The 21024-nt window shown below is 62.4% G+C and carries 18 protein-coding genes and 1 pseudogene; 12 read left to right on the forward strand and 7 right to left on the reverse strand.

Translation table 11 applies throughout. The features are described 5' to 3' along the window. Positions 1–5: 5 nt before the first annotated feature. Positions 6–1448 carry a carotenoid oxygenase family protein gene (locus tag KI388_RS12745; RefSeq protein WP_215086977.1) on the reverse strand — a complete coding sequence of 481 codons (1443 nt, stop codon included), beginning with the start codon at positions 1446–1448 and terminating at the stop codon, positions 6–8. A 247-nt stretch (positions 1449–1695) separates the two neighbouring features. Between KI388_RS12745 and KI388_RS12750 the strand changes: the two genes are divergently transcribed. Then, positions 1696–2481, forward strand: a complete 786-nt coding sequence (locus KI388_RS12750; protein WP_215086978.1) for a TSUP family transporter — start codon at positions 1696–1698, stop codon at positions 2479–2481. A gap of 5 nt (positions 2482–2486) precedes the next feature. Here the strand turns inward: KI388_RS12750 and KI388_RS12755 are convergent, their stop codons facing one another. Further along, entirely contained in the window at positions 2487–2759 is a 273-nt protein-coding gene (locus KI388_RS12755) for a hypothetical protein (protein WP_215086979.1), read from the reverse strand. A gap of 572 nt (positions 2760–3331) precedes the next feature. On the opposite strand from KI388_RS12755, the pseudogene KI388_RS12760 reads away from it, so the two are divergent. Further along, positions 3332–3609: pseudogene (locus KI388_RS12760) on the forward strand (ArsR family transcriptional regulator). A gap of 2 nt (positions 3610–3611) precedes the next feature. On the opposite strand, the gene KI388_RS12765 reads toward KI388_RS12760, so the two are convergent. Continuing rightward, complete coding sequence (locus tag KI388_RS12765) at positions 3612–4388, reverse strand: hypothetical protein (RefSeq protein WP_215086980.1); 777 nt, start codon at positions 4386–4388, stop codon at positions 3612–3614. 203 nt (positions 4389–4591) lie between these two features. Between KI388_RS12765 and KI388_RS12770 the strand changes: the two genes are divergently transcribed. Then, positions 4592–5017 (forward strand): type IV pilin N-terminal domain-containing protein, encoded by a 426-nt coding sequence (locus KI388_RS12770; RefSeq protein ID WP_215086981.1) that lies wholly within the window; start codon positions 4592–4594, stop codon positions 5015–5017. A gap of 33 nt (positions 5018–5050) precedes the next feature. Here KI388_RS12770 and KI388_RS15665 read toward each other — a convergent pair whose 3' ends face one another. Continuing rightward, positions 5051–5284 (reverse strand): hypothetical protein, encoded by a 234-nt coding sequence (locus tag KI388_RS15665; RefSeq protein ID WP_345777409.1) that lies wholly within the window; start codon positions 5282–5284, stop codon positions 5051–5053. Here KI388_RS15665 and KI388_RS12775 point away from each other — a divergent pair. After that, the gene (locus tag KI388_RS12775) at positions 5256–5651 is read left to right on the forward strand and encodes a hypothetical protein (RefSeq protein WP_215086982.1); all 396 of its coding nucleotides are present in this window, start codon (positions 5256–5258) and stop codon (positions 5649–5651) included. The genes KI388_RS15665 and KI388_RS12775 overlap by 29 nt on opposite strands. Before the next feature lie 117 nt (positions 5652–5768). Here the strand turns inward: KI388_RS12775 and KI388_RS12780 are convergent, their stop codons facing one another. Further along, positions 5769–6053, reverse strand: a complete 285-nt coding sequence (locus KI388_RS12780; RefSeq protein ID WP_215086983.1) for a hypothetical protein — start codon at positions 6051–6053, stop codon at positions 5769–5771. Positions 6054–6142: 89 nt separating this feature from the next. On the opposite strand from KI388_RS12780, the gene KI388_RS12785 reads away from it, so the two are divergent. Beyond that, positions 6143–7069, forward strand: coding sequence for a Dam family site-specific DNA-(adenine-N6)-methyltransferase (locus KI388_RS12785; RefSeq protein WP_215086984.1), 927 nt, complete (start codon positions 6143–6145; stop codon positions 7067–7069). Here KI388_RS12785 and KI388_RS12790 read toward each other — a convergent pair. Further along, complete coding sequence (locus KI388_RS12790) at positions 7059–8117, reverse strand: restriction endonuclease (protein WP_215086985.1); 1059 nt, start codon at positions 8115–8117, stop codon at positions 7059–7061. The genes KI388_RS12785 and KI388_RS12790 overlap by 11 nt on opposite strands. Before the next feature lie 358 nt (positions 8118–8475). Next, on the reverse strand, positions 8476–9966 hold the full coding sequence (locus KI388_RS12800) for an AIPR family protein (RefSeq protein ID WP_215086987.1): 1491 nt from the start codon (positions 9964–9966) through the stop codon (positions 8476–8478). Positions 9967–10526: 560 nt separating this feature from the next. On the opposite strand from KI388_RS12800, the gene KI388_RS12805 reads away from it, so the two are divergent. The 7 genes from KI388_RS12805 to KI388_RS12835 all read left to right on the forward strand — a co-directional run bounded on the left by KI388_RS12805 (position 10527) and on the right by KI388_RS12835 (position 21024). Further along, a complete protein-coding gene (locus KI388_RS12805; RefSeq protein WP_215086988.1) occupies positions 10527–12215 on the forward strand; it encodes a hypothetical protein in 1689 nt (562 codons plus the stop codon). Positions 12216–12327: 112 nt separating this feature from the next. Further along, complete coding sequence (locus KI388_RS12810; RefSeq protein ID WP_215086989.1) at positions 12328–13956, forward strand: cell division protein FtsZ; 1629 nt, start codon at positions 12328–12330, stop codon at positions 13954–13956. Between the two features lie 300 nt (positions 13957–14256). After that, entirely contained in the window at positions 14257–16221 is a 1965-nt protein-coding gene (locus tag KI388_RS12815; RefSeq protein WP_215086990.1) for a PH domain-containing protein, read from the forward strand. A gap of 126 nt (positions 16222–16347) precedes the next feature. Further along, positions 16348–17628: a cell division protein FtsZ gene (locus KI388_RS12820; protein WP_215086991.1), complete on the forward strand. Its 1281-nt coding sequence runs from the start codon at positions 16348–16350 to the stop codon at positions 17626–17628. Continuing rightward, on the forward strand, positions 17625–17900 hold the full coding sequence (locus KI388_RS12825; protein ID WP_215086992.1) for a hypothetical protein: 276 nt from the start codon (positions 17625–17627) through the stop codon (positions 17898–17900). The genes KI388_RS12820 and KI388_RS12825 overlap by 4 nt, the downstream gene beginning before the upstream one ends. Continuing rightward, a complete protein-coding gene (locus tag KI388_RS12830; protein ID WP_215086993.1) occupies positions 17897–18931 on the forward strand; it encodes a hypothetical protein in 1035 nt (344 codons plus the stop codon). Before KI388_RS12825 ends, KI388_RS12830 begins: the two co-directional genes overlap by 4 nt. Next, the gene (locus tag KI388_RS12835) at positions 18928–21024 is read left to right on the forward strand and encodes a hypothetical protein (RefSeq protein ID WP_215086994.1); all 2097 of its coding nucleotides are present in this window, start codon (positions 18928–18930) and stop codon (positions 21022–21024) included. The genes KI388_RS12830 and KI388_RS12835 overlap by 4 nt, the downstream gene beginning before the upstream one ends.

A 21024-nucleotide genomic window follows, 5' to 3' on the forward strand; every position in this document is an offset into this window, starting at 1 on the left:
GGGACCTACGCCATGCTCCGGCCGGGCGCGGAGGGACCGTAGAACTGTCCGTGGAACCCGTACGGGAGCCTGTGCGGGAGCCGGGCGCGACCCAGTTCCCGAAGCGTCGCCGCGTCGAGGCAGACGAGCCGAGACCGGTCCGCCTCGGGGGCTAACACCACCGAGAGCAGTACCCCGTCGTCCTCTCGGTCGCCGTCGGGCCTCGGCACGAACATCGGTTCCCCGGGATGCGTGCCCGAGTCGCGCCACCGGCGGACGGTCCCGGTCTCCGCGTCGACCTTCGTGATGTCCGTCGGGAGGCTGGACTCGCCGTCGGTCTCGGTGAGGTAGACGTACCGGTGCCGCTCGCCGTTCACCGCCCGGTAGTTGATCACCGGGAACTCGACGGGGCCGCGGTGCAGTTCGTCGCGGGCGGCCTCACCGCCAGACAGCGGCACGACGTAACGACAGAGGTCTCCCCGGGGGAGGTCCGGGTCGTCGCGCCGGAGGTTCGACAGCGCGAGCCCGGTGACGGCGCGTTCGTCGTCGAACGCGACGAGGTCGACCACGATATCGTCGCCGCGCTCGTACGCGTTGGCGTGGTGGTAGACGAACGCCGGCGGCGCCGTCGCGGTCGTCACGTGCTCGCCGCTCGACCGCTCGAGGACGACGAACCGGAGGGGCGCTTCGAGCGAGCGGAACGCGTCGAGGAACGTCTCCCCCGTCAGCGTCCCCCGGAGCAGGCGGGCCGTGTCCAGTCCGAACGCGTTCACCGTGACGACGACGTACCGGTCGGTCACCGCGAACGAGTGGATGTACGGCGCCTCGTCGAACCGGAGCCGCGTCAGCGGCGTCGGCGTGCCGCCGTCTCCCGGGCGCCTGAACAGCGTGTACACCGTCTCGCGGCCGTACGAGACGCCGAGGTTGAGGAAGGCGTCCGCCGCGCGGTCGTAGTGGACGTGCGCGAGCGTGAGGTCGCTGTCGATCCCCTCCGTGAGGTCGATCCGTCCCGTCGTTTCGAGGGTGTCGGGGTCGAACGTCAGCGCCGTGGGCGACTCGGTCACCGCCGCGAACTCGTCGCCAAACCGCTGGACGCCGATCACCGGGTTGTCGGGGAACGTCCCCCGGAGGAGCTGTCGGACCCGCGTCCAGACGGGGCGGTCGGGCGGCGTCCCGGGGAACGGCGTCCGGACGCCCCCGGTCTCCCGCGCGAAGGCGTGATCGCGGCTCTCGACGAAGCGGTTCGCGTAGGTCACCGCCCCGTCTCGGAGTCGGAAGCGACGGAGCATCGCGAACGGGTCGAACCAGTGGCGGAGGTCCGTCTCGCCGGCCTCGAACCGTCCCGGTCCGTTTCCGACGAGGTCGCCGGTCAGCCAGTCCGGAAACTCCCCGTCGATCGGTAGTCGTTCGGCCGCGACCTCCTCGGGCTGGGTGCGGAAGCCGGCCCGGTAGTCGGTGGGATGGGTCACGTGTTCGAATGGGAGCGAGCGGGCCTATTAGCACCGATCGAGCGGGGGTGCGTCCGGAGCCCCCGGTCTCGCCGCGAGGAGTTCCGAGGCCGGGCTCCGGCGGACCCGGTCACGGGTACGACCTCCCGTCCGGCGGCTCGCGCTCGTTGCCGCGGCACCGCGCGGGGCGCTCGACGGGGACCGCCGTGCGTGCCCGCGGGCCGCACGGCCAACGGCGATTTATCAGCGAGCGGCCCGTCTCCGCGGTATGACCCTCGCGCTCTCGGTCGAACTGGCGGCGGCGATCGCCGTCGTCGTCGCGGTCGCGGGCGCCGTCAACGGGGTCGCCGGGTTCGGCTTCGCCGTCGTCGGGACGATGGCCCTCGCGACGGCGCTCGACCCCGCGACCGCCGTCGCGTTCATGATCCTCCCGATGTTCGCCGTCAACCTCGCGCTCGTCGGTGACCTCACCAGAGAGGAGCTGCGCACCTGCGGCGCGCGATTCGCGCCGCTGCTCGTCGCCGCGCTCGTCGGCACGGTCGCGGGGATGGCGCTGCTCGACCGGCTCCCCGAGGCGCCGGTGCGCGTGCTTCTCGGTCTCGTCTCACTCGGGTTCGTGGCGACCGCGCAGCGCGCGGTCCCGCTGCCGGTACTCGCCGACGCGACCGACCGGGAACTCGCCGCGTCACCGTTCGTCATGGCGGGGGTCGGCGGCGTCTCGGGCGTCCTCTTCGGCGCGACGAACGTCGGGGTCCAGCTCGTCGCGTTCGTCAGGAGCTTCGACCTCTCGCACGGGCTGTTCGTCGGCGTCGTCGCGCTCGTGTTCGTCGGGATCAACGGCCTGCGCGTGGCCGCGGGCGGCGCGCTCGGACTCTACCCGGACGCGGCGTTCGCCCTCGCGTCCGCGGCGGCGGCGCTGCCCGCGGTCGCCGGGGTCGCGGTCGGAAGGCGGCTCCGCGGCCGGGTGAGCGAACGCCTGCGTCGCGGGGTCGTCCTCGGCCTGCTGACGGTAATCGGCGTCAGGCTCGTGCTCGGCGGCGCGGGCCTCCTCTGAGGCCGTCACCGCTCCGCGTCGAATCGCGAATCGCCTCGGCCACGCGCCCGCGTTCGAAGCCCCCGGGAACGCCGTCGACGTGACGCTCGGGCGTTCGCGCCGCCCGCCGCCGCCGGGCTCCCGACGCCGTCGCCGGGCGCGACGGTCTCGCGCGCGATGAGCCCAACTCGCCGCTCGTCGGATTCCTCCGGATCACCCGTCTCGTCGTTCTCGGCGTCCCCGTCGTCCACCGCGAGCCGCTCTGCGATCCGGCTCGCGTGTCCGCTCTCGTCGCTCACGCGGACCCCTCCTCGGCGCCGGTCGGCCGATCGCGGAGGGTCTGAAACACCCGTCGTAGTCGTCGCTCGCGGCGCGCTTCCGACACCAGAAGCGGTGGGTTGTCGGTTCCCACGAGCGGCGGCCGCGGGGCGACGCGAACCGCCGCCTATCCTGCCGCTCTTCCATCCGCACAACTTCTTTCGGAGGCATCGACTCCGACCGAAGGGACGGGTGTTAAAGCGAGACGATCCAGACGCGGGCGGTGAAACTGAAAGTAGTCGCCTCGGGCGATTGTGTTGCGGTTCCTCGGTCGATCGGGGACTTCAAACCCCGGCGCGTAGTGGCGGAGCGTGGCTTTCGTCCCTCTGATACGGAAGCCCACGCGGACCCGCCGTCTCCAGCAGCGGGGTCCGCTTTCCTTCGAGCCGGACCCATCGGAGAACGACAGGTCCGCGAGAGCGCTTCCGTTGATCCGGATGTCGCGTAGCGGGCAGTTGTATTTTGATACTATACAGTATTATAGAGAAACCAGGTGGAATTAGAACGCAGGCTCTTAGGAGATGTTATCAGACGGGAACCGAGTCGTGAAGGCATGCGCCCGCTGGTATCGTGGATGACCAAGTCGGACCCTGCGATCTTGGAGCTGCTCGACGAATCCGACTTGGATCTCCCCTAGCGGTGATTTCTCACAACGTCGACGGCGTCTCTCACCCGACGGTGAAGCGACGCCTTCCGATCCTCGACGAACACGGACTCGTCGAGAGGACCTCCGAGAAGCGAGGCTACTACCGAGTCACCGAACGGGGTCGAGCCTACCTCGCCGGCGACCTCGACGCGGACGATCTCGAAGAGCAGTGCGCCGAACCGTGACGCTACTCGATCTGGAGTTCGCGGGCGGCGTCCGCCGAGATGGTGAGTCCGGCGTCCGCTGTGGTAACGGGTTCGTCGATCACGTCCTCAAGTAGGTCGCGAAGCTCGGAGATGAAGGAGGCCGGTCGCTCGACCTGAACGCGGGTCGTCGATTTGTCGGCGTAGTTTAGCCCGCGGTGTCGAACGTAGGTCCGGGCGAACGACCGCCGGACCGGCCGGGGGACGTCCCACACGACCGCAGGCAGGTGGTCGAGCGACGTTTTCACGCCGGTCGGCGCGCCCATCGCCACGAGACACCGGCCGAGGACCGTTCCGTCACAGGTGGGGACGATCTCGGTCGCACGCCCCGGCGTGTCGGCGTTGCGGGTGCGCGTCTCGACGCCGACGCGCTCGAGGGCACCGCGGATCTCCCCGGCGGAGACCCGCTCGCCCGGCGTCACCGCGGGGACGTAGTTCCCGGCCGGAATGCTGCCGCCGGCGAGGACGTGCGCGAGCAGCTCGACGAGCGCGGCAGCCGTCTCGCCGTCGGGAGCCGGGTCGAGCCAGCCGCGGTCGATCGCGATGTTGATCCCCCGGACCGGGTCGGGGACGGCGTCTTCGAGCCAGCCGCGGACGCGCTCGGCGGGGAGGTCGAGCGCCCGCCCCACGCGGACCCGTCCAGCGTTCGGGTGTTCCGCGACGTGCTCCCGAACTCGGCGGTAATCGAGGACCTTCTCCCACGGATCCGGATACACGCGATCGCTGTAAGTCCGGGAGAGGGCTTTCGCCGTGGGTTGCATAAGTACAGCACTCGCGTCAGCGAATTTGAAGCTATCCGTCCAAGTTTCACCGCTGATACTCGTGCCATTAAGTACTTAAGTAGGATTGTCGCATCTACTAGCAACCAGCAGCCGATCCGAACGGATACGCGGATTCCATCCGGTGCTGACGCGGCACCCGAGTATCCCGCTGGCCCGTTCGACGGTGGTCGCTGGGTTCAAACATGAAACCAAGCAATCAATCCAACGCGGACGACAGGGCAGTCAGTCCCGTCATCGGCGTCATCCTCATGGTCGCGATCACCGTCATCCTGGCGGCCGTCATCGGGACGTTCGTTCTCGGACTGGGCGATCAGTTAGGTGACACCGCGCCGCAGGCGAGTTTCGATGTTGTAAATGTGAGTGATTCTGAAGGAAATGTTACCTTTGCCAAGACTGGCGGTCAAACGATCGCTGCCGGTGACCTCACCTTATCTATTGGCGGAGAGCGCTACGAAGATGCGTTCCCGAATCAAGACTGGCAAAGCGGGCAAGAAATAGTAGGAAATTACTCCGACAGCGGGGTTTATAGCGATGAAGAGACAGTCAGGATTATCCACGATCCGAGTGGGAGCGCTATCTTCGAAGAGACTGTCGACTTTGGCAGCTAAGAACCTATAAGCTGCTATTTCTTCTTCTTAGACTCACCTCCGATTAGAGTCTATTTGCGTCCGATATCGCAGCCGAAGCACCCCCGTATTGAATCGTTGAATTGTTCCCAGATCTAATTCCTGACGGGCATTGCGGATGTTCTCTTCCGACTGAATCAAGTGTGCGAGCGCGGCGTCGGTCACTACGCTCATCGGTGGGTCGTCGTCGGGACTGCTCGCCACGATCTCGCTCGCCCTTTTGAGCTGGCGCTCGCGTTCGTCGGTCAGGTACGGGCAGCTCGTCGAGCTGTGGGCGACGGACCGCTACCCGCTCACGCTCGACTATCCGGTTGTAGACGGGCTCAACTTCGATACGACCGACGAGGACGGCCGCCCGTGGGACGTGAAGGACTCGATGGTCAATGGCGTCCGACCGACGTTCAAGTTCTGGGAGGACCAGCACGAGACGCTCGCGGACGCTGACGGTGGGTATGCGCTTGTGTGGTACCGAGCGGAAGGGAGAGAGATAACCGTCGTATCATCGCGCACGATCCGCGCTCGGGACTTAGAGATCACGAACTGGACGAATCCCGGCGAGACGCACTATCGGAGCCATTCACGGGAGGCACAAATTTCGGAAATTCGCATGCGGTAATTGTTTTTACCATTACAGGCAAGAGGGCTAGAGAAGGATAACCGGCTGATGTGGTAGTAAAATAGATCTAGACTATCTGTTGAGTTTTGAGGAAACGGACACGCAATACGCTTGGAACTACTCACTGGAGTGGTTGCGCTGGATCTGATCTTCAATATACCGGAGCTGCGACCGTTCATCCCGGAAAGATTGAAGTAGTATCTCCATTGCCTCATCATCGATCTCGCCATCTGCGGCAACGATCAAACGAGCCATTCCTTCTATTTCCTTTTCAATACTCTTCAGAGGGCCATCTCGATAAAGTTCCTCAACCTTCTGATCATGATGGAGGTATCGTTTTGCTTCATTTGGAGAGCGCTTTCGAGCTGCATCAGCGGGGTCTTCAAACGACAATTCTTTCATATTCCACTCTTTGCTGTCGGCAACATAATTAGTATAACGGTCGACAAAAGACCAAAGGATTAAGATCGCAGGATCATCCCATATTGGTAATGGCAAAGCCGATACTCAAGTGGGCGGGTGGGAAACGCCAAATCATAGATGCTATCACAGAGGCGTTTCCGCCTAGCGAGGAGATCGGAAGCTATCATGAGCCGTTCTTTGGGGGCGGTGCGGTTTTTTTTGAAGAGGGATATAAATATGAGGCAGGGAGCATAAATGATGTCAACAAGCGGTTGATTAATCTTTACCGTATAATTCAAGATTCAGACAAAAAGGAAAGGCTCATTGAAATTCTACAAGAGGACCTCAAACCACCGGACTCAGAGCCTGTTTCCGGTGAATTTGATGACGCCCGGAACTATTACTACCAACAGAGGGAGATTTTCAATAAGCGACCTAGGGGTGAGTCTTTCGATGAAGTCAAGGAAGCTGCCCTACTCATATACCTGAATATAACTTGTTTCAATGGGTTGTACCGCGAGAATCAATCAGGAGAGTTCAACGTGCCTTGGAACCACAGTAACCCAGATTGGGACAGATCTTCGCGGATTGAGGAGGCACACAATCTATTTCAAGGAGTTACTATTAATTGTGGAGATTATCAATACGTAACAGACTCTGATCAGGTTAGCCCGGGCGATCTAGTATATTTTGATCCGCCTTATGATACAGACTCTGACTCTTCGTCTTTTGACCAATACCATTTCGAGCCATTTGACAAAGAGGATCAATGGCAACTCCGAGATACTGCCGATAAACTAGTTGAACAAGGGGTTGATGTTGTTATATCAAATGCTCCATCGGTGATGGACATCTATACCGACGAAAGATATGATATTAGGCCGATCGGAGCACGAAGGTCAATTAACTCAGACGGGACCGACCGTGGTGAAGTACAAGAAGTAGTAATCACAACGGTAGACGAACCACGTGTCAAAAAAGAGGAATCAAAGAAGGTGAAGGAGATTAAGAACTAAAGAACGAATCCATCGCTCCATCAGGATAATATTCATATCTTCTCTTCGATCTATCGGGTCTTTTGATATCGCCTTGGATCGTCCAAAACCACTTACCCAAGCAAGTCGCCCTCCGTTCTGCGGTAGTTCCTGTGACCGTTGTTTCGGTTTCTATAATCTCAACCAAGTCCTCATGCTTCAACCCAGACCCTTCTTCGAAGTTATCTTTGATCCTCTTTACTATATCAAGACTATCAATAGCGTGTTCAAGATATTTCGTATCAACGAACTCATCATCGCCGTCAGATTTTTTCAAGTACTGTCGTCCGTCCTCCGTCAGTTCCCACCCGTGAACCGTGGATTGACCATGCGGGTCTAAGATAGGTTTGACAAGTCCAACTAGTTCAGCTGCTGTAACGTAGTAGTGAGCTTGACGTTCTGTGATGTGTTTCGAAGAATTTTTTCGAAGATATTCAGCCATTTCGTTAAATTCCCTGTATTCGTTGTAAATCGCACGCAACGTAGGAGTAAGTAGCTGAAGAGAATCGGCCTGCGGGACCTTGCGAGATGGAATTAGCTTATTATTAAATTTATCAAACTGTGCCCAAAAGGATTTATCCAGACGAGGCCCATCTGAGCCCTTGATTACACCTACTTCTTCGTCGATCATTATTGATGTGAGATCAGATCCGTTGATTAACCGGACAGCGATCCCATCTAACTCTTCAGCACGTGTGACCGCATCCTCACTAAATTCAGATAAGGTGATAAGCGTCCCAAATTGACAACCTGTATCTTCAAACTTTGAACTGATCTCGTTAATAGCCACCTCTGGAACGGCTGATCGATGTCGAAAAAGGTGTACACCAAACTCTGCCGCAAGCAGTTGATCACCAACTTGCCCCCGTATCTGGGGACCAAACGAACGGTCCTGGGTTACTTCAATCTGTGATAGGGACTCTACGTCTTCCAATATGAGTTTACACAGGTGTTTGAATGGCTCGTTATCCATATTATACATTCTATCAAGCAATTCATCTTCCATATCCTCGGTTTGTGAGTGGTCCATATCAATTAACAACTATCACACATACTCCCATAATCTTGAGGGAGTATTCCTAATCGGAACTTCACTTTATACTCGCAACTAGAGTTCCGATAACTGATATACTCATCACGGATATTGAGCTGATGCTGAATTTCTTGACACTCTATCTCCGAAGAATCCGGTTTCTGTATTATAAAACGGCTTTTATTGGGGCATATACCAATTTTTCCACGATCAAATAGTCTATGGTGGTTTTGACACAAAGAGATGATATTCTGGACCCGGTCTCGCCCTCTACGTATCTCTTCCGAGTCAAACGTCTCCTTCGGCTTGACATGGGCACCGTCAGTGGGTGTGGTACCGCAGATAATACATCCGTTCACGACAGCTGAATATTGTATACAGGCGCACTTCGAGGTGCCTCTTCCTCTTCGTTCTCAACCATTCCTCGCCCACTTTCTTCATCAAGCCAGTGAGTGAAGTCTTCATCCTCGGACTTCACAAACTTTGTTTGATCGGATACCCGGTAGAGGATTTCCGGATCTGGTGGGTCCTGGCCTGTTCCGAGTGTGAATAGGTTCCGCTCAAATGGCGGGACACGACGCTTGAATTGGTTAGGATCTGTATCTGCTTCTTTGAAATAGTCATTCAGTCGTAATAGCAAGTCCACCTTTTGATCGTCCCAGAGAGTCTGTGGTTTGACGAACCATCCAATAAGCTGTCTACTTCCATCCGCAGAGGGTACCATTTTGATATCTGTCCGGAATAGTCCCAGAAGCATGACTTCGAACGGTTTTGGCAGGTTGAGACCTTCTTCGCCAGCATAGTCTCCCATTCGTAATGTTCGTGAGTTTCCATCAACCCAGTTTTTCCACAGGGCTGTTTGTCGGACGATATCACTGGAGTCACCGCTCCGGTCAATCAACTCGTCATTTTCAAGTGAGTAGGAAAGTGCGTCGCGAAGATGGAGGAAGTCATCAATAAGCGGTAATAAATGGGTAAGTGGGTCATCAGTCCCATTTCTGCGGGCATTTTCAACGCTATCATACCAAGAATTGTGGATGCTTTGGACCCGTGTCGCTGCTGTCTTATGTGAGTCACAGCGCTGGCAATAGAGTGGGTGATAGAATTCATCAGGATCCATTGTCTTCATCAGCCTAATGAAATGCTCTGCCCCAATTGCGTCGAAGTTTGCGTCGGTATCTCCCTCTCGCCAAGACACCATTGACGAATCTTCCATAGCTGATTTGAACGGATCGTAGTATCCACGAAAGTCTGCTTCAGACCTTTGTTCAAGCTTATTATTGTTATTCCGAGCTCGGGAAATTCCCGCTAGCTCACTTTTTCGTTCAGCACCCTGGAGCGAATCCGGGATCTCTATTACCTCAATATGGACAGCAGCGTTTTCACTCACCTCAAATTGCGATGTCAATATAGCGAAATACGTGTGTCCGCCATTACACACCCCCTCTCCTTCGTCAAATTCGAAGGTTATCGCAGTTTCTTCTGCTATACTATCGTCATCTAGCTCCTCGGAAACAATGTTGTCACAGAGGATAGTGAGGCCATTATTCTTTTTAACGAAGTCTTCCGGGTTATGCTGGAGCGTATCCTGCATTTCTCCGACTTGCTTAGAATTGCGGGGCCGTCGTGGGTTCGCGTCCAAAGGAAGTCGAGTTCTCTTGAGAGCCTCACATCGAACATAGAGGTGGTGAACTGGGAACGCGTCAATTTCTTCTAAGTCACTTTCTCCAGAATAATTGACCACAGGTAGAGTCACATTTGATGGAACTTCGAGAACCTCATACGACACTCCGTCTTCAGATTCTACCGTTTTTATATTGGCGTCCTCAGGGCCGAGGTTGGGCATGAAATCGTGATAGTGATTACTGCCCAATAAATTAGTGGGAAAATTATCGATGAAAATGGACTCGAAGACTTGCTTTTGACTGGCAGAGATGTGAGGTACCTTAGCTTGTGTGGCCTTAGCCACACCCCTAACCGCCAACCGACCCCCCGGTGTCGATTCGGCGTCGACGAGCAGCCCGTCCAGTCCGGATCCGCGCTTGTGTTGCGGTCGATATCGTCGCGAACCTCCCGGTCGAGAGGGTCGATCGAGGCGAAAACGGCCGCAAAAAGAGGATCTGAATAGTGTTGCCACTCACGAGGAGCCGCGCTACCGGAGCGTTTGGCCCTTCCCCCACGCACTCCGCACGAACCGAATCTTCGGTCCTGTCGCGGGAGTACGACGGCGTCGCTTCCGGGGTCGACCACGCCCGTCCCGACCAGTTCCAGTCCGGTTATTTCGTGGTCTGGAATCAATCGATATGCGGCGGTGGGTCGCCGGAATGTTAGAAAACCAGATAGTCCGTCGTCGGTCCTCTCGCGTGGACGACAGGTCTTTAGCCCAGTCAGTTACACGTACCTCGTATGGACGTGGACCGCTTCGAGGGAGTTCAGTCGGGGATTGCCGAGCGGACTGAGCTGGCTTCCGAACCGGGGACGACCGCGGTCCCTCCCGAGGGCGTCCCGAGCGTTGAATCCGTCGAGAGCGTCGTCGGCGTTACGGGCGGATACACCCTGCTCGCCGCCGTCAGCGCCGCGGTGCTTCTCGTAGTCGCGGTCGGTGCGCTGGTCGTGTACCGCCGCCGGGCCGCTGACACGTCCGGCGGCCGCTCGGCGTCTCCGACGAGCGGCGGCGCCTCGGGCGGTGGCGGCGCGACCGTCGACCGAGACGGAGGAACAAGCGGTGCGACCGAGCCGGATGTCAGCGAGTCGAACCGGTCGGACGGTAGCGGCGCGAACACGGGCGGCGCGAGCACGGCGTTCGACGACCGGATCGGCGATCGGACGCTCGACCGGCTCGAACCGGTTGCGCCGGACGCGGTCTCGCGAGTCCGTGACCGGCTCCCGCTTGGTCGGAACGCGGCGCCGAGCGCAGTCGACGCCATAGAGCGTGACCTCCGGGAGGCTGTCGAGGACGCGCTCGACGAGGGGCTGTTCGACCCGACCGTGACCTCGCCGCTGGGCGGGACCTACGACGTAGTGAACCTGCCGAGCCGATTCCGCGAACTGACGGTTCCTCCCGAGGGCGAGACGGTCCACGTGGCGGATCTGGAGGGAGTCGTCCGCGACGCGCTCTCCGGCCGGGACCTCCACGAGGCCGCTCGAACCATCGCGGCGGTCCACGAGCACTGTCAAGAGATCGAGTCGCACATCCGGCGCCGCGAGGGATCGTACCTCGAAACGCGACGAGAGGCGGAGCGGACGCTCGAGGACATCCAAGAGATGACCGACCGATTCGACGGCGCCCTCGCCGACCGGGTTCGAGAGTTCGTCGTCGACGGGCGGCACGAAGCCCTCTCGGGTGTCCGCGACATCGAGCGACAGATCGACACCGCGGACCGGTCGCTCCACGCCTGCGCGTTCGACGATGCCGAACGGACGATCCGCGACGCCGAACGAGCGGGCGACGACCTGCTGATGGCGGTCGATTTTCTCGGCGGTGTCACCGGAACGATCGACCACGGAAGCGGCCGGGTCAAGCTTCCGGAGAGAGTGGACGACGCGTTCGTCGCCGATCTCGTGCCGATCCTCGAACGACAGTACACCGTCGGCGTCGAGCTCGACGGCGACGAGATCGTCGTCAGCGGCGGCGAGTCGTCGCAGTCCGAAGGGCGCGGCTCCGTACGCTCCGGCGGCGGGGGCGGGTCGCGTCCCGGCGGCAGCGGATCCGGTTCCGAGCCCGGGGCTTCCGGTTCCCCTTCGTCCGGTGATTCGACAGGGGGATCGAAGCGGGAGAGAAGCGGTGGACGTGAACAGCTCACGCCGGACGCGGTCGCGGACGAGATTCTCTTCGTGCTCCGAGAACTCGACGATCGGGGCGGGAACGGCGCCGTCGAGTGTCAGACAGAGCTGCTTCCCGACGCGGTAGCGCGCCGCGAAGTGCTCGAACCGCTGGCGACGTTCTGCCGGCGACAGACGGACCTCGTGGCGTCCGTGACGCTCCAAGAGAACGCACCCCCGGGCTTCTTCGAAATCGAGTTCACGGAGGGGACCACCGCGTCCGCCGGGCTTAATTCGCTCCGGAAGCGGTTTACTGAGCGACACGGAGGGTGAGCAGTCTGGAACGCTGTCGAAGTTCTGTCAACTGCCGGTAACAAAATCGGGGGAACCAACCGCGTCCGTAATGTTTTATGTATCTCCGTGACCGCTCATACGTTATCCTAACATGACCGACATCTGTAAGATCTGTATGCAGCGCTCGGACAAGTGGGCGGGCGAGTCGCTCGTCGAGCACTTGGCCCGAGCCCACGCGGACGAGCCCGCATCGGTCGAGCAGGTGTATCCGGACCGCAAGGAGGCGGCGCTGTCCGGGGACGGTCCCGCCGCAGACGATCAGGACAACGCGACCGATTCGACGGACACCGGCGAGTTCGGGCGGGCGGCGACGCCAGCGCCCTCGGGAACCGAGACGCCGAGCGACGATCTGATGGACGATGCCTACGGGAAAAAGTGGTACCTCGTCGGCGTTGGAGGCGCGGGCAACAACATCCTCGACGCGATTCTGCTGCGACGCGCGACGCTTGAGGAGAACAACGAGCGTCGCGCTCGGATCTGGCAGGGCGGGTTAGCGGGGTACGGGCTGTTGAACACTAACGTCAGCGAGCTCGAACAGACCTACTACGCCCAAGAGGAGAAGGGGTACAGCCGTAACGACCTCCTCCCCAACTGTATCATCGGCTTCGGCGAACACGACTACGCCGGCGCCGGCTACCGGTGGGACCTCGGACGCGACCTGATTGAGGCCGACTTCGCCGCCGACGCCGACCCCTTTCGGGAGCGGTGGGACCTCAAGGGCGAGCGGCTCCGTGACTCACAGGCGGTGATGTTCGTCCACAGCGTGACCAAAGGCACCGGCTGTGGCGCGACCCCGGTCCTCGCCGAGAAGCTCCGCGAGAAAGTGCTCGACGATGGAATCGTCTCGAAGCCGCTGTTCAGCAGCGTCGTGATCCCCTCGGAGGGGACCCAGTACTCGGAGTTTGGTGGCCGCGCGAAGGTGAACGGCGTCGTCGGTCTCGCCCGCACCTCCCGGACCGTCGACGCGATCATCCCGTTCGATAACAAGCGGCTGGAAGACGTGGGCGCCGATATCCGCCCGCGGGTCGACCGGCTCGGCGAGTACAACCCACCACAGTACGTCGAGGTGAACAAGCCGCTCGTGGCCTTCTTGGAGGCGTTCACGATGTCGTCGGTGCCGCAGTTCCTTGACCGCGACGCGACGATGTCGATCAAGGGAGACGTGTTCGACCCGGCCGACAGCTTCCGCCCGGTTCAAGACAAGTACCAGCGCGACCCAGACCGGGACTTCTCACCCGCGGTAGTGCTCGCGCCGGTACTCGGCCGATCGCGAGCGAACACGTTCGACAAGTCGAAGCTGGAGCTGCTCGTTCGGAACGCGCTGTTCCAGAACAAGCTTGCCGAGTTCGATCCGACGACGGCGTGGGGCGGTACCTTCCTCGTGTACGGTCCCGAAGGGAAGATGCAGGAGGTCTCCGAGCTGATAGGTGACGGCACTCTCGCGGGCATTATCGGCGACGAGGAGTTCCTCGACGCCGGTCGCTCGACCGGGATCGAGTCGGTGGACATCCACATCAAACAGCTCGTGACGCCGTACCTCGACGACGTGTACCTGTGGGGGACGCTGTGGAACCCGGAGATGCCGTCGATCGAGACGATGTACGACCACGCGCTGACACTCAAACAGGAGGGGAACAGCGAGCAGGCCGAGAACGTCCGCGAGGTGTGGGACGAGGTCGAGGCGCTGTTCTCCTGTCTCGGCCGGGAAAATATGGCGTGACCGGAAAGTCGGCCCGCGGGTAGTCTCTCCGGTGTCGCTTTCGTCTCTTCTTTTCCCTCGCCGCAGATATCTGAATATTTATGAAAAGTATTAGGGTTACTTACCAGACAAGTGACAACGATGAAGAGGGATATTGTGGTACAAACGACGGTCATGCCGTCAGGGGAGGGCGTCTGTCGTCGCGGAGATCGAGCGGCGGACCTCGGAGACGCTACCAGTACGCACGAGTGGTCCGATATCGAAAAATCGATCTCGGCCGCTGAACCGGCCGCTCGCGCCTCGCGGGTGAGGAGGTAGCCCATGTCCGAGGAGACGGGTCACGAGGCGAGTACGGCCGGGATCAATCCGCTCGACGGGGAGTCGGTGCTCAAGAACGTCCATCCGTCTTGGATCAACTGGAAAGGACGGCTGTTCTTTGCCTTCTTTTTCGCGGTTATCGGGCTAATGATCGGAGGTGACGTCGGCGCGTTCTTCATTTTCCTTGGACTGCTTCAAGTTTTGAGTACCTTCCTTTCGCGCCGGGCGAGTCGGTACATCGTCACGAATCAGCGGGTGAAAGTAAAAATCGGCCTGTTGGGCTCGTCGACTCAGGAGGCCAGGCTGGACACCCTCAACGGCATCTCGACCAACTCCGGGTTCATCGAGGGGATCTTCGGGAAGGGCACCGTTTCCGTTACGGACGCCGCCCGTGAGACGCTGGCGATCAAGGGTGTCGGGAACTATCAAGACCTTGCGCGGACGCTCCGCGAGCAGCAGCGACAGGCGTCACAGCCCGGCCGCGCCGGCCATCAACAGCAGCCGCCGGGCGGTCAGCAGTCGCAGCCCCCACAGTCGCAGTCAACGAGCGGCTCGGCCGCGAGCGGAGGTGACCCGCCCGCGAGCGATTCGGAAGCCGAGACCGACGAGGGGACCTCCCGCGAACGCTGCCTGAGCTGCGGCTCGCTGATCGACGACTCCGTGGGCTTCTGTCCGGAGTGCGGGACGGAAGAACCGTTCTCTCCGTCCGCGGTGTCGGCGTCGGACGACGACGAGTCGGGATCCGCGGTTGACGACGCGTCGAGCGACCCGGAACCGGAGTTCCGCGACCACCCGGTCGTCGAGGCCGCGGACGCGATCGCAAGTCAAGAGCGTCCCGACGACGACGCGGCCCGGGAGCTCTGTCGGGTGCTCGCAGATCCCGACACCGACAGGCACTCGGTCAAGTCGGCTCTGAGAGACGCTGTCGGTGCCATCGAAGAGGCGGAAGAGGGAGAGACGGAGACGGAGAGAAGCGTCCCCGACGGGCTTGCCCGCCTCGGGGAGTCGCCGACCGCGAATCAGCTCGAATCCGCCCGCGGACGGCTGTTGCGCTCTAATCATCCCGCCGCGACCGCGACACTCCCCGTCGTGGATCGCGCGCTCCAGCTCGAGGCCGACCGCGACCAGGCAGCGACCGAACGGGACCACTACCGAGAGTCGGTCGAGTCGATCTGCGACGCGGCCGCCCGTAGCGGCGCCGTGAGCTTCACGGCTAGCGACCCCGACGCGCGCGCCGAAGAACTCGTCAAGGCCGTCGAGCGCGGTGACGCGGTCATCGAGTCCCCCGGAACCGCGTGGGAGTCCGTGGCCGCGGATATCGAGCGCTCGCAGCGACCGCAGACCGCCGAGGCGCGGGACCTCCTCAACGCGTTCGAGACGAACGACACCGAGGAGATAACCGCCTCCCTCGGCGCCGCCGTGGAGGGGCTCGAAGAACTTGGCGAGCTCCGGTCCGGGATCATGGACATCGAGAAACGTGACATCCGACGGCGGATCGATTCCCTAGAGGAGGAACTTGGCCGCACCGACGGCAGCGTCTACCGTCACCTCGCGGACCGGGTCCGCGAGCTGGAGGCGATGGCGAACGAGCCGGACGTCGACGAGGTACAGCTGTACGCCATCTACCAGGAGTGTACCTTCTACGATCGGACGCTCGTCCCGCGGCTCTCGCGGTCCGACGGCTCCTCGGAGAGCGTCGACGTCGCCCGACGGGCACGCGACATCGAGGATCGGATCGCGTCGATCAACGACGAGTACGTCTCGGTCCGCGCCGACCACAACCACACCATCCCGAAGCACTTCCTCGACCTCGCCGACGCGCTCTGTGACCGGGCGCGGCGCATGGGCGATGAACAGCCCCATCAGGCGGCCGGGCAGCTCGCCGCCGCGAGCGATCTCCTCGACCACGTCGAAGAACTGTACGAGCGCAACGAGTACAGCGTGATGCTCCGTCGGCTGCGCGGCTGACGCCTGTCCGCGTACTGGTACGTCCACCATCTTTATAATCTGATGTCTCAGTAATATCTGCTGTAGAGACATGTACGGTCCGATAACTACTTTCCCGAGCGGGCGTACGAACGAATCACCAACTAAATGACGTATCTATTTATCGGCGCGGGGCAAGCGGGGGGCGCTATCGTCGACGCGATCTTCGAGTACACCGACGATTCGATGCTCAGCCTGTTCGAGTCCACGGACATCTCGACGTTGGGTCGACCGTTGGTGTTCAACTCGACGATGCGGGACTTACAGAACCTCTCGAACGTTCCCGCGGAGGACCAGTACGGGGTCGCACAGCAGCACGGGCTGGTACAGGGGATCGAGCCCGGCTTCGAGGAGATGGTGACGGGCGGGTTCGGCCGGAACCCGGTCGACGCCGATGAGGTGATGGGAGACCACGCCGACGAACTCCAGACGATCCTCGAATCGAAGTTCGGGGGGCGGACGTCTCCCGCCGCGGACGAGGAAGAGGTACCAGCGACCGACACCGACGCCATCCAGTTCGCGTTCCTGTTCGTCGGGCTTGGCGGCGGCACCGGGTGCGGGATCAGCCCGCACATCGCCCGCGGTATCAAGGAGTTCACCGACGACCGGACGAAAGTCGTCGCCGTGGCCGTTCTCCCGAACACCCGCGGCGGGGTCGAGGACGACGAGACTGACGGCGAGGTCAGCGCGGGTCGACAGGCGTGGAACGCCCGGTACGGGCTCGACCGGCTGGAAGACGAGGTCGACGGCATCGTCCTCGTCGACAACCAGCGGATCTCGTACCTCGACTCGGCGGGAGGCGAGTTCGGCGAGTACAACGAGTACGTCGCTGCCGCGTTCCACGACATCGTCGTCGGACCGATGCTGAGCAACGTCGACGCCAGCGAGGTCGACGGCGTCGACACGCCCGACATCGACGTTCGCGACATCGTCACGTCGCTGTCGTTCGGCGTCGCCGGCGAGGAGTCCCGTGCGGGCTACGGCGCTATCGGTCGCTCCGTCACGATGACCCGGTCGCTGTCGGGGTACCTGCTGCCATTCGTCGGCCGCCGCGACATCGACAGCGCGGCGTTGGCGCGGCTCTCGGCGTCGAAGCAGTCGCTCGCCAAGGCCGACCCGAACGACGCCCAGAAGGCGATTGCGCTGGTCCGGGCGCCGAGCGCAAACATCGGGCCGGGCTCGCACAGTATCGAGACCGGGACGATCAAGGAGTACTTGGAGCGGAGCTGTCGGCTCAACGAGGTGAACCTCGGCGTCGCGCTCAGCGGCCGCAACCTCGCGTCGGTCGTGACGCTGTTAACGTACCGACGCGAGGACCTCGACCGGCTCGACGAGATCGAAGCCGCGGCCGACGCCTACGAACAGGAGACGGAGGAGCTGTTCGCATGACGCGGGCGACGAAATCGCGGATCGCGGGCAGCGCGCTCGTCGCGGCGGCCGCGCTGATCGGGTTCGTCGGCGTCGTCGTCGGCGACGGCGGAAATCCGGTCAATCCCGCGGTGGATGCGTTAGAGACGGTAGAGATCGCCGCCACGCTCACCAGTCAGGTCCCGTTCCTCGCGGCCGGCGGCGCGCTGATAGGGCTCGGCGTCGGCGCCGTGATCGCGAGCGGCGCCACGTACTGGTACCAGAACAAACAGATCGGGGGGCGCCTCGAATGACCGGGCGAGCGGGACGCTACCTGCTCGCGTCGCTGTGCTGCGTCGCCCTGCTCGCCGTCGTCGCGACCGGCGGCGCGGCCGGTGCCGGCCCGGAGAACTACTGCGAGGGGGTCGGTGAGAACGAAAGCGCCATCATTGGCGGCGTTGGCGACACCACCTACACCGACGACGTGACGCTCTACCCCGGATCGACCCTGACCGTCGGCTACTGCTCGTTCGGCGAGCCGGCCGACCGCGACTGGCTGTCCAACGCCTCCGGGTTCGAGGTCGGGGAACGCGACGGCCACACCTACCACGTCACGATCACCGGCGAGACCGGCACCGTCGACTTCGCGGACCACCTCGCCGACGGGGATCAGCCGTCGTTCGAAACGCGGCTCGTCGTTACCGTCGCCGGGGGCGGAGACGAGGCGGCCGTCCCCGACCTCGCTACCGGTGACGGGAATCTCACCGACACGTACCGGGGGTACCGCAGCGCGGTGCGTGAGACGGAGAACGCGACGGCGGCGCTGAACGAGACGACGAGCGCCATCAACGCGGGGGAGAGCGAGCCCAGTGACGCGAACAAAACGGTATACTCGCTGGAGGAGGAGTACAGGACAATGAATAGGACACGGGCAGAGCTGCTCGATCAACTCGGGTCGGCCGGTGAGGAGGGGAACGCGGCGGGCACCGTCTCGACCGCCGAGGCGGTCGACGACGAGTACGGACAGACGAAATCGAACGTGACGGCGGCGGCGAACGCGTACACCGGCGCCGTCGAGACGACGACGCAGGGGCTCCGCTCGACGGTGCGGCTCTCGGTGCTCGGGTCGCTGGGCGTCGGCGCGGTGCTCGGCCTCGTCGCCGGCGCGGCAGTCCCGCTGGTCGCCGCACGCCGCGTCAAAGAGAAGATGAAGCTGAGCCGCGACGTGAGCTACGACCGGAAGACGGCACTGATCCCGATCCTGCTCGGGGTCGTCGCCGCGGTCGGCGGGGCGGCGATCCTCGCCATGGTCGGGATCGACGACCTGCTCCGGGTGATAGTATGAACGCGAATCGGCGGACCGCGCTCGGGATCGGCGCATTAGTCGTGTTGGCGGCGGCGATCGGCGCCGGGATATTCGTCTGGTCTGGGTCGCAGGCGGCGACGTGGTTCGTCCTCGTCGGCGTTCCGCTGTTCGTCGTGCTCGGTATCGGGCTGTACGTCCGCGGTGTGATCACTCGCAGCGGGACGAGCGAACAGCAGTTCGTCCGCACCCGCGCCCGGTCGACCGCCGAAGAGTTCCAGACGCTCCTCCGACAGAGACAGGAGCTACAAACTGCCTACCCGGACTGGGATCCGGGAATCGGCGCGCAGATCGAGTCCGCGGTCGGCGACTTCGAGACGCAGGGCATCACCGTCGACCGTGAGACTGGCGCGTTCGACCTCGGGAAGGGGGTGAAGTCGGCCGACCTCCAGGAGTTCGAACGGCTCTCGAACGAGACCGAACGGCTCAGAGGCGAGGTCGAGTCGTCGTTCCGTGAGTTCGTCGCCGGCGATCTCTCTCGACGCGAGCGCGTGCTTGACCGGCTGTCGGAGGTCGATCTCGCAGAGCCGAGCGAGTCGTTCCCGGCGCCCGATTCGAGCGCCTCCGTCGCCGAGTGTCGCGACGTACTCGACGGCTCGCGCGAGGCGACGCGCGAGACGATCGGGGCGGCGATCGAGACCGTCCGCGAGATGCGGCGCGGCGGGCAGCGCGCGGACGACGGCGGCGCCATCGAGGCCGACCTCGACGACGCAGAGGCGGCGTTGGACCGCGGGGAGTTCGAGTCGGCCGTCGAGTCCGTGCTCGAAGCGCGTGACCGGCTCCGCGATGAGTTCTCCGGCTCGTTCAACGAGGAGCTGGACGCGATCCGCGACCTCGTCGATGCGGTCGACCGGGCCGACGTCGACGCGCACGTCGAGGCGAGCTCGATCGACGAAGTCGACCGCATCGACGCGGCGGTGTCTGATCTCGACTCGGCGCTTGACCTCTCCGAGGCGAGCCGCCATCGCTCCGACCTCCGGCAGGTTTGCCTCGACATGATCCGGACGATGGAGCGGCGCCTCGTCGACCACGCCGAGACGCTGCGGGCGGCCGACCTGCCGCCGGGGTACTACACGGAGCCCGACGCGGTCGACGAGCGCTTCGCGGCCGAGCTCGAAGAGATCGACGACCTCGAGCTGTTCGCCGAGCGGTGGGAGGCTGCGGCGACCGACCTGCGCGACGCGGTCGAGACGGCGAGCACCAAGGCCGCGGTTGTCGAGGCGTACGACGACGTTTCCGAGACGATCGAGACGGCGCTGGCGGAGCGTGGTGAGGTCGTCGGCGACGATCTCCCGATGCGACACGCGGACCAGTTCCTCGGGCTCTACTACCGGCGGAACGAGGGGCTGGAGTTCGACCCGAGCGTCCCTGTGCTCCGGCGCGGCGACGTGGAGACGCACGACCTCACCGTGGAAGTGGCGTACGAACACGGAAGCGAACAACCGCGCACGGCGACGGTCGCACTCGACGGCGGCGGCTACTCGGAGACCGTCACCGTGGAGACGCGTGTCGCCGGCACGGCGGCGTTCGAGAACGTGCCAGCGGGCACCCATGAACTCACAGCCGACCCCGGCGACGATGCGTTCGCCGCGATCGAGCGCGACCTGACCGTCGACGGCGACGCGTCGGTGTCCGTGGAGTTTCTCGAACGGGAGCTCCGCGAACAGCTTTGTGCGGACGTTGAGGTGGACATGACAGATGTCCTGCCGGACATGCGGCCCCGTCTCGAGTCGTCGTTCGCCGAGGAGGGGTACGTGTCGACGGAGATGGACCTCCCCGTACAGGACACCCACGCGGCCTGCCTGCTCGCTGTCTGGAGCGACGAAGCGGGGTACGGAATCTGCCGGAGCGACGGCGACGTCGTCGTGTACGACCACGATCAGATCGAACGCGAGGTGGCCAACGTTCTGCGGTACAACGTCGACCCGGGCGACCGGGTGAGCTTTGCCGAGCTGCGGCAGAACTTCCTCTCAGCGCCGGTTCCGGACTCCGTAATCCGGGACGTGGTCGGTGGGATTGACGGCGAGCACAGCGTGACGATGACCGAAACGGGACTCGAGACCAACGAACACTAA

The organism is Halorubrum sp. 2020YC2 (genome assembly GCF_018623055.1).
Taxonomy (GTDB): domain Archaea; phylum Halobacteriota; class Halobacteria; order Halobacteriales; family Haloferacaceae; genus Halorubrum.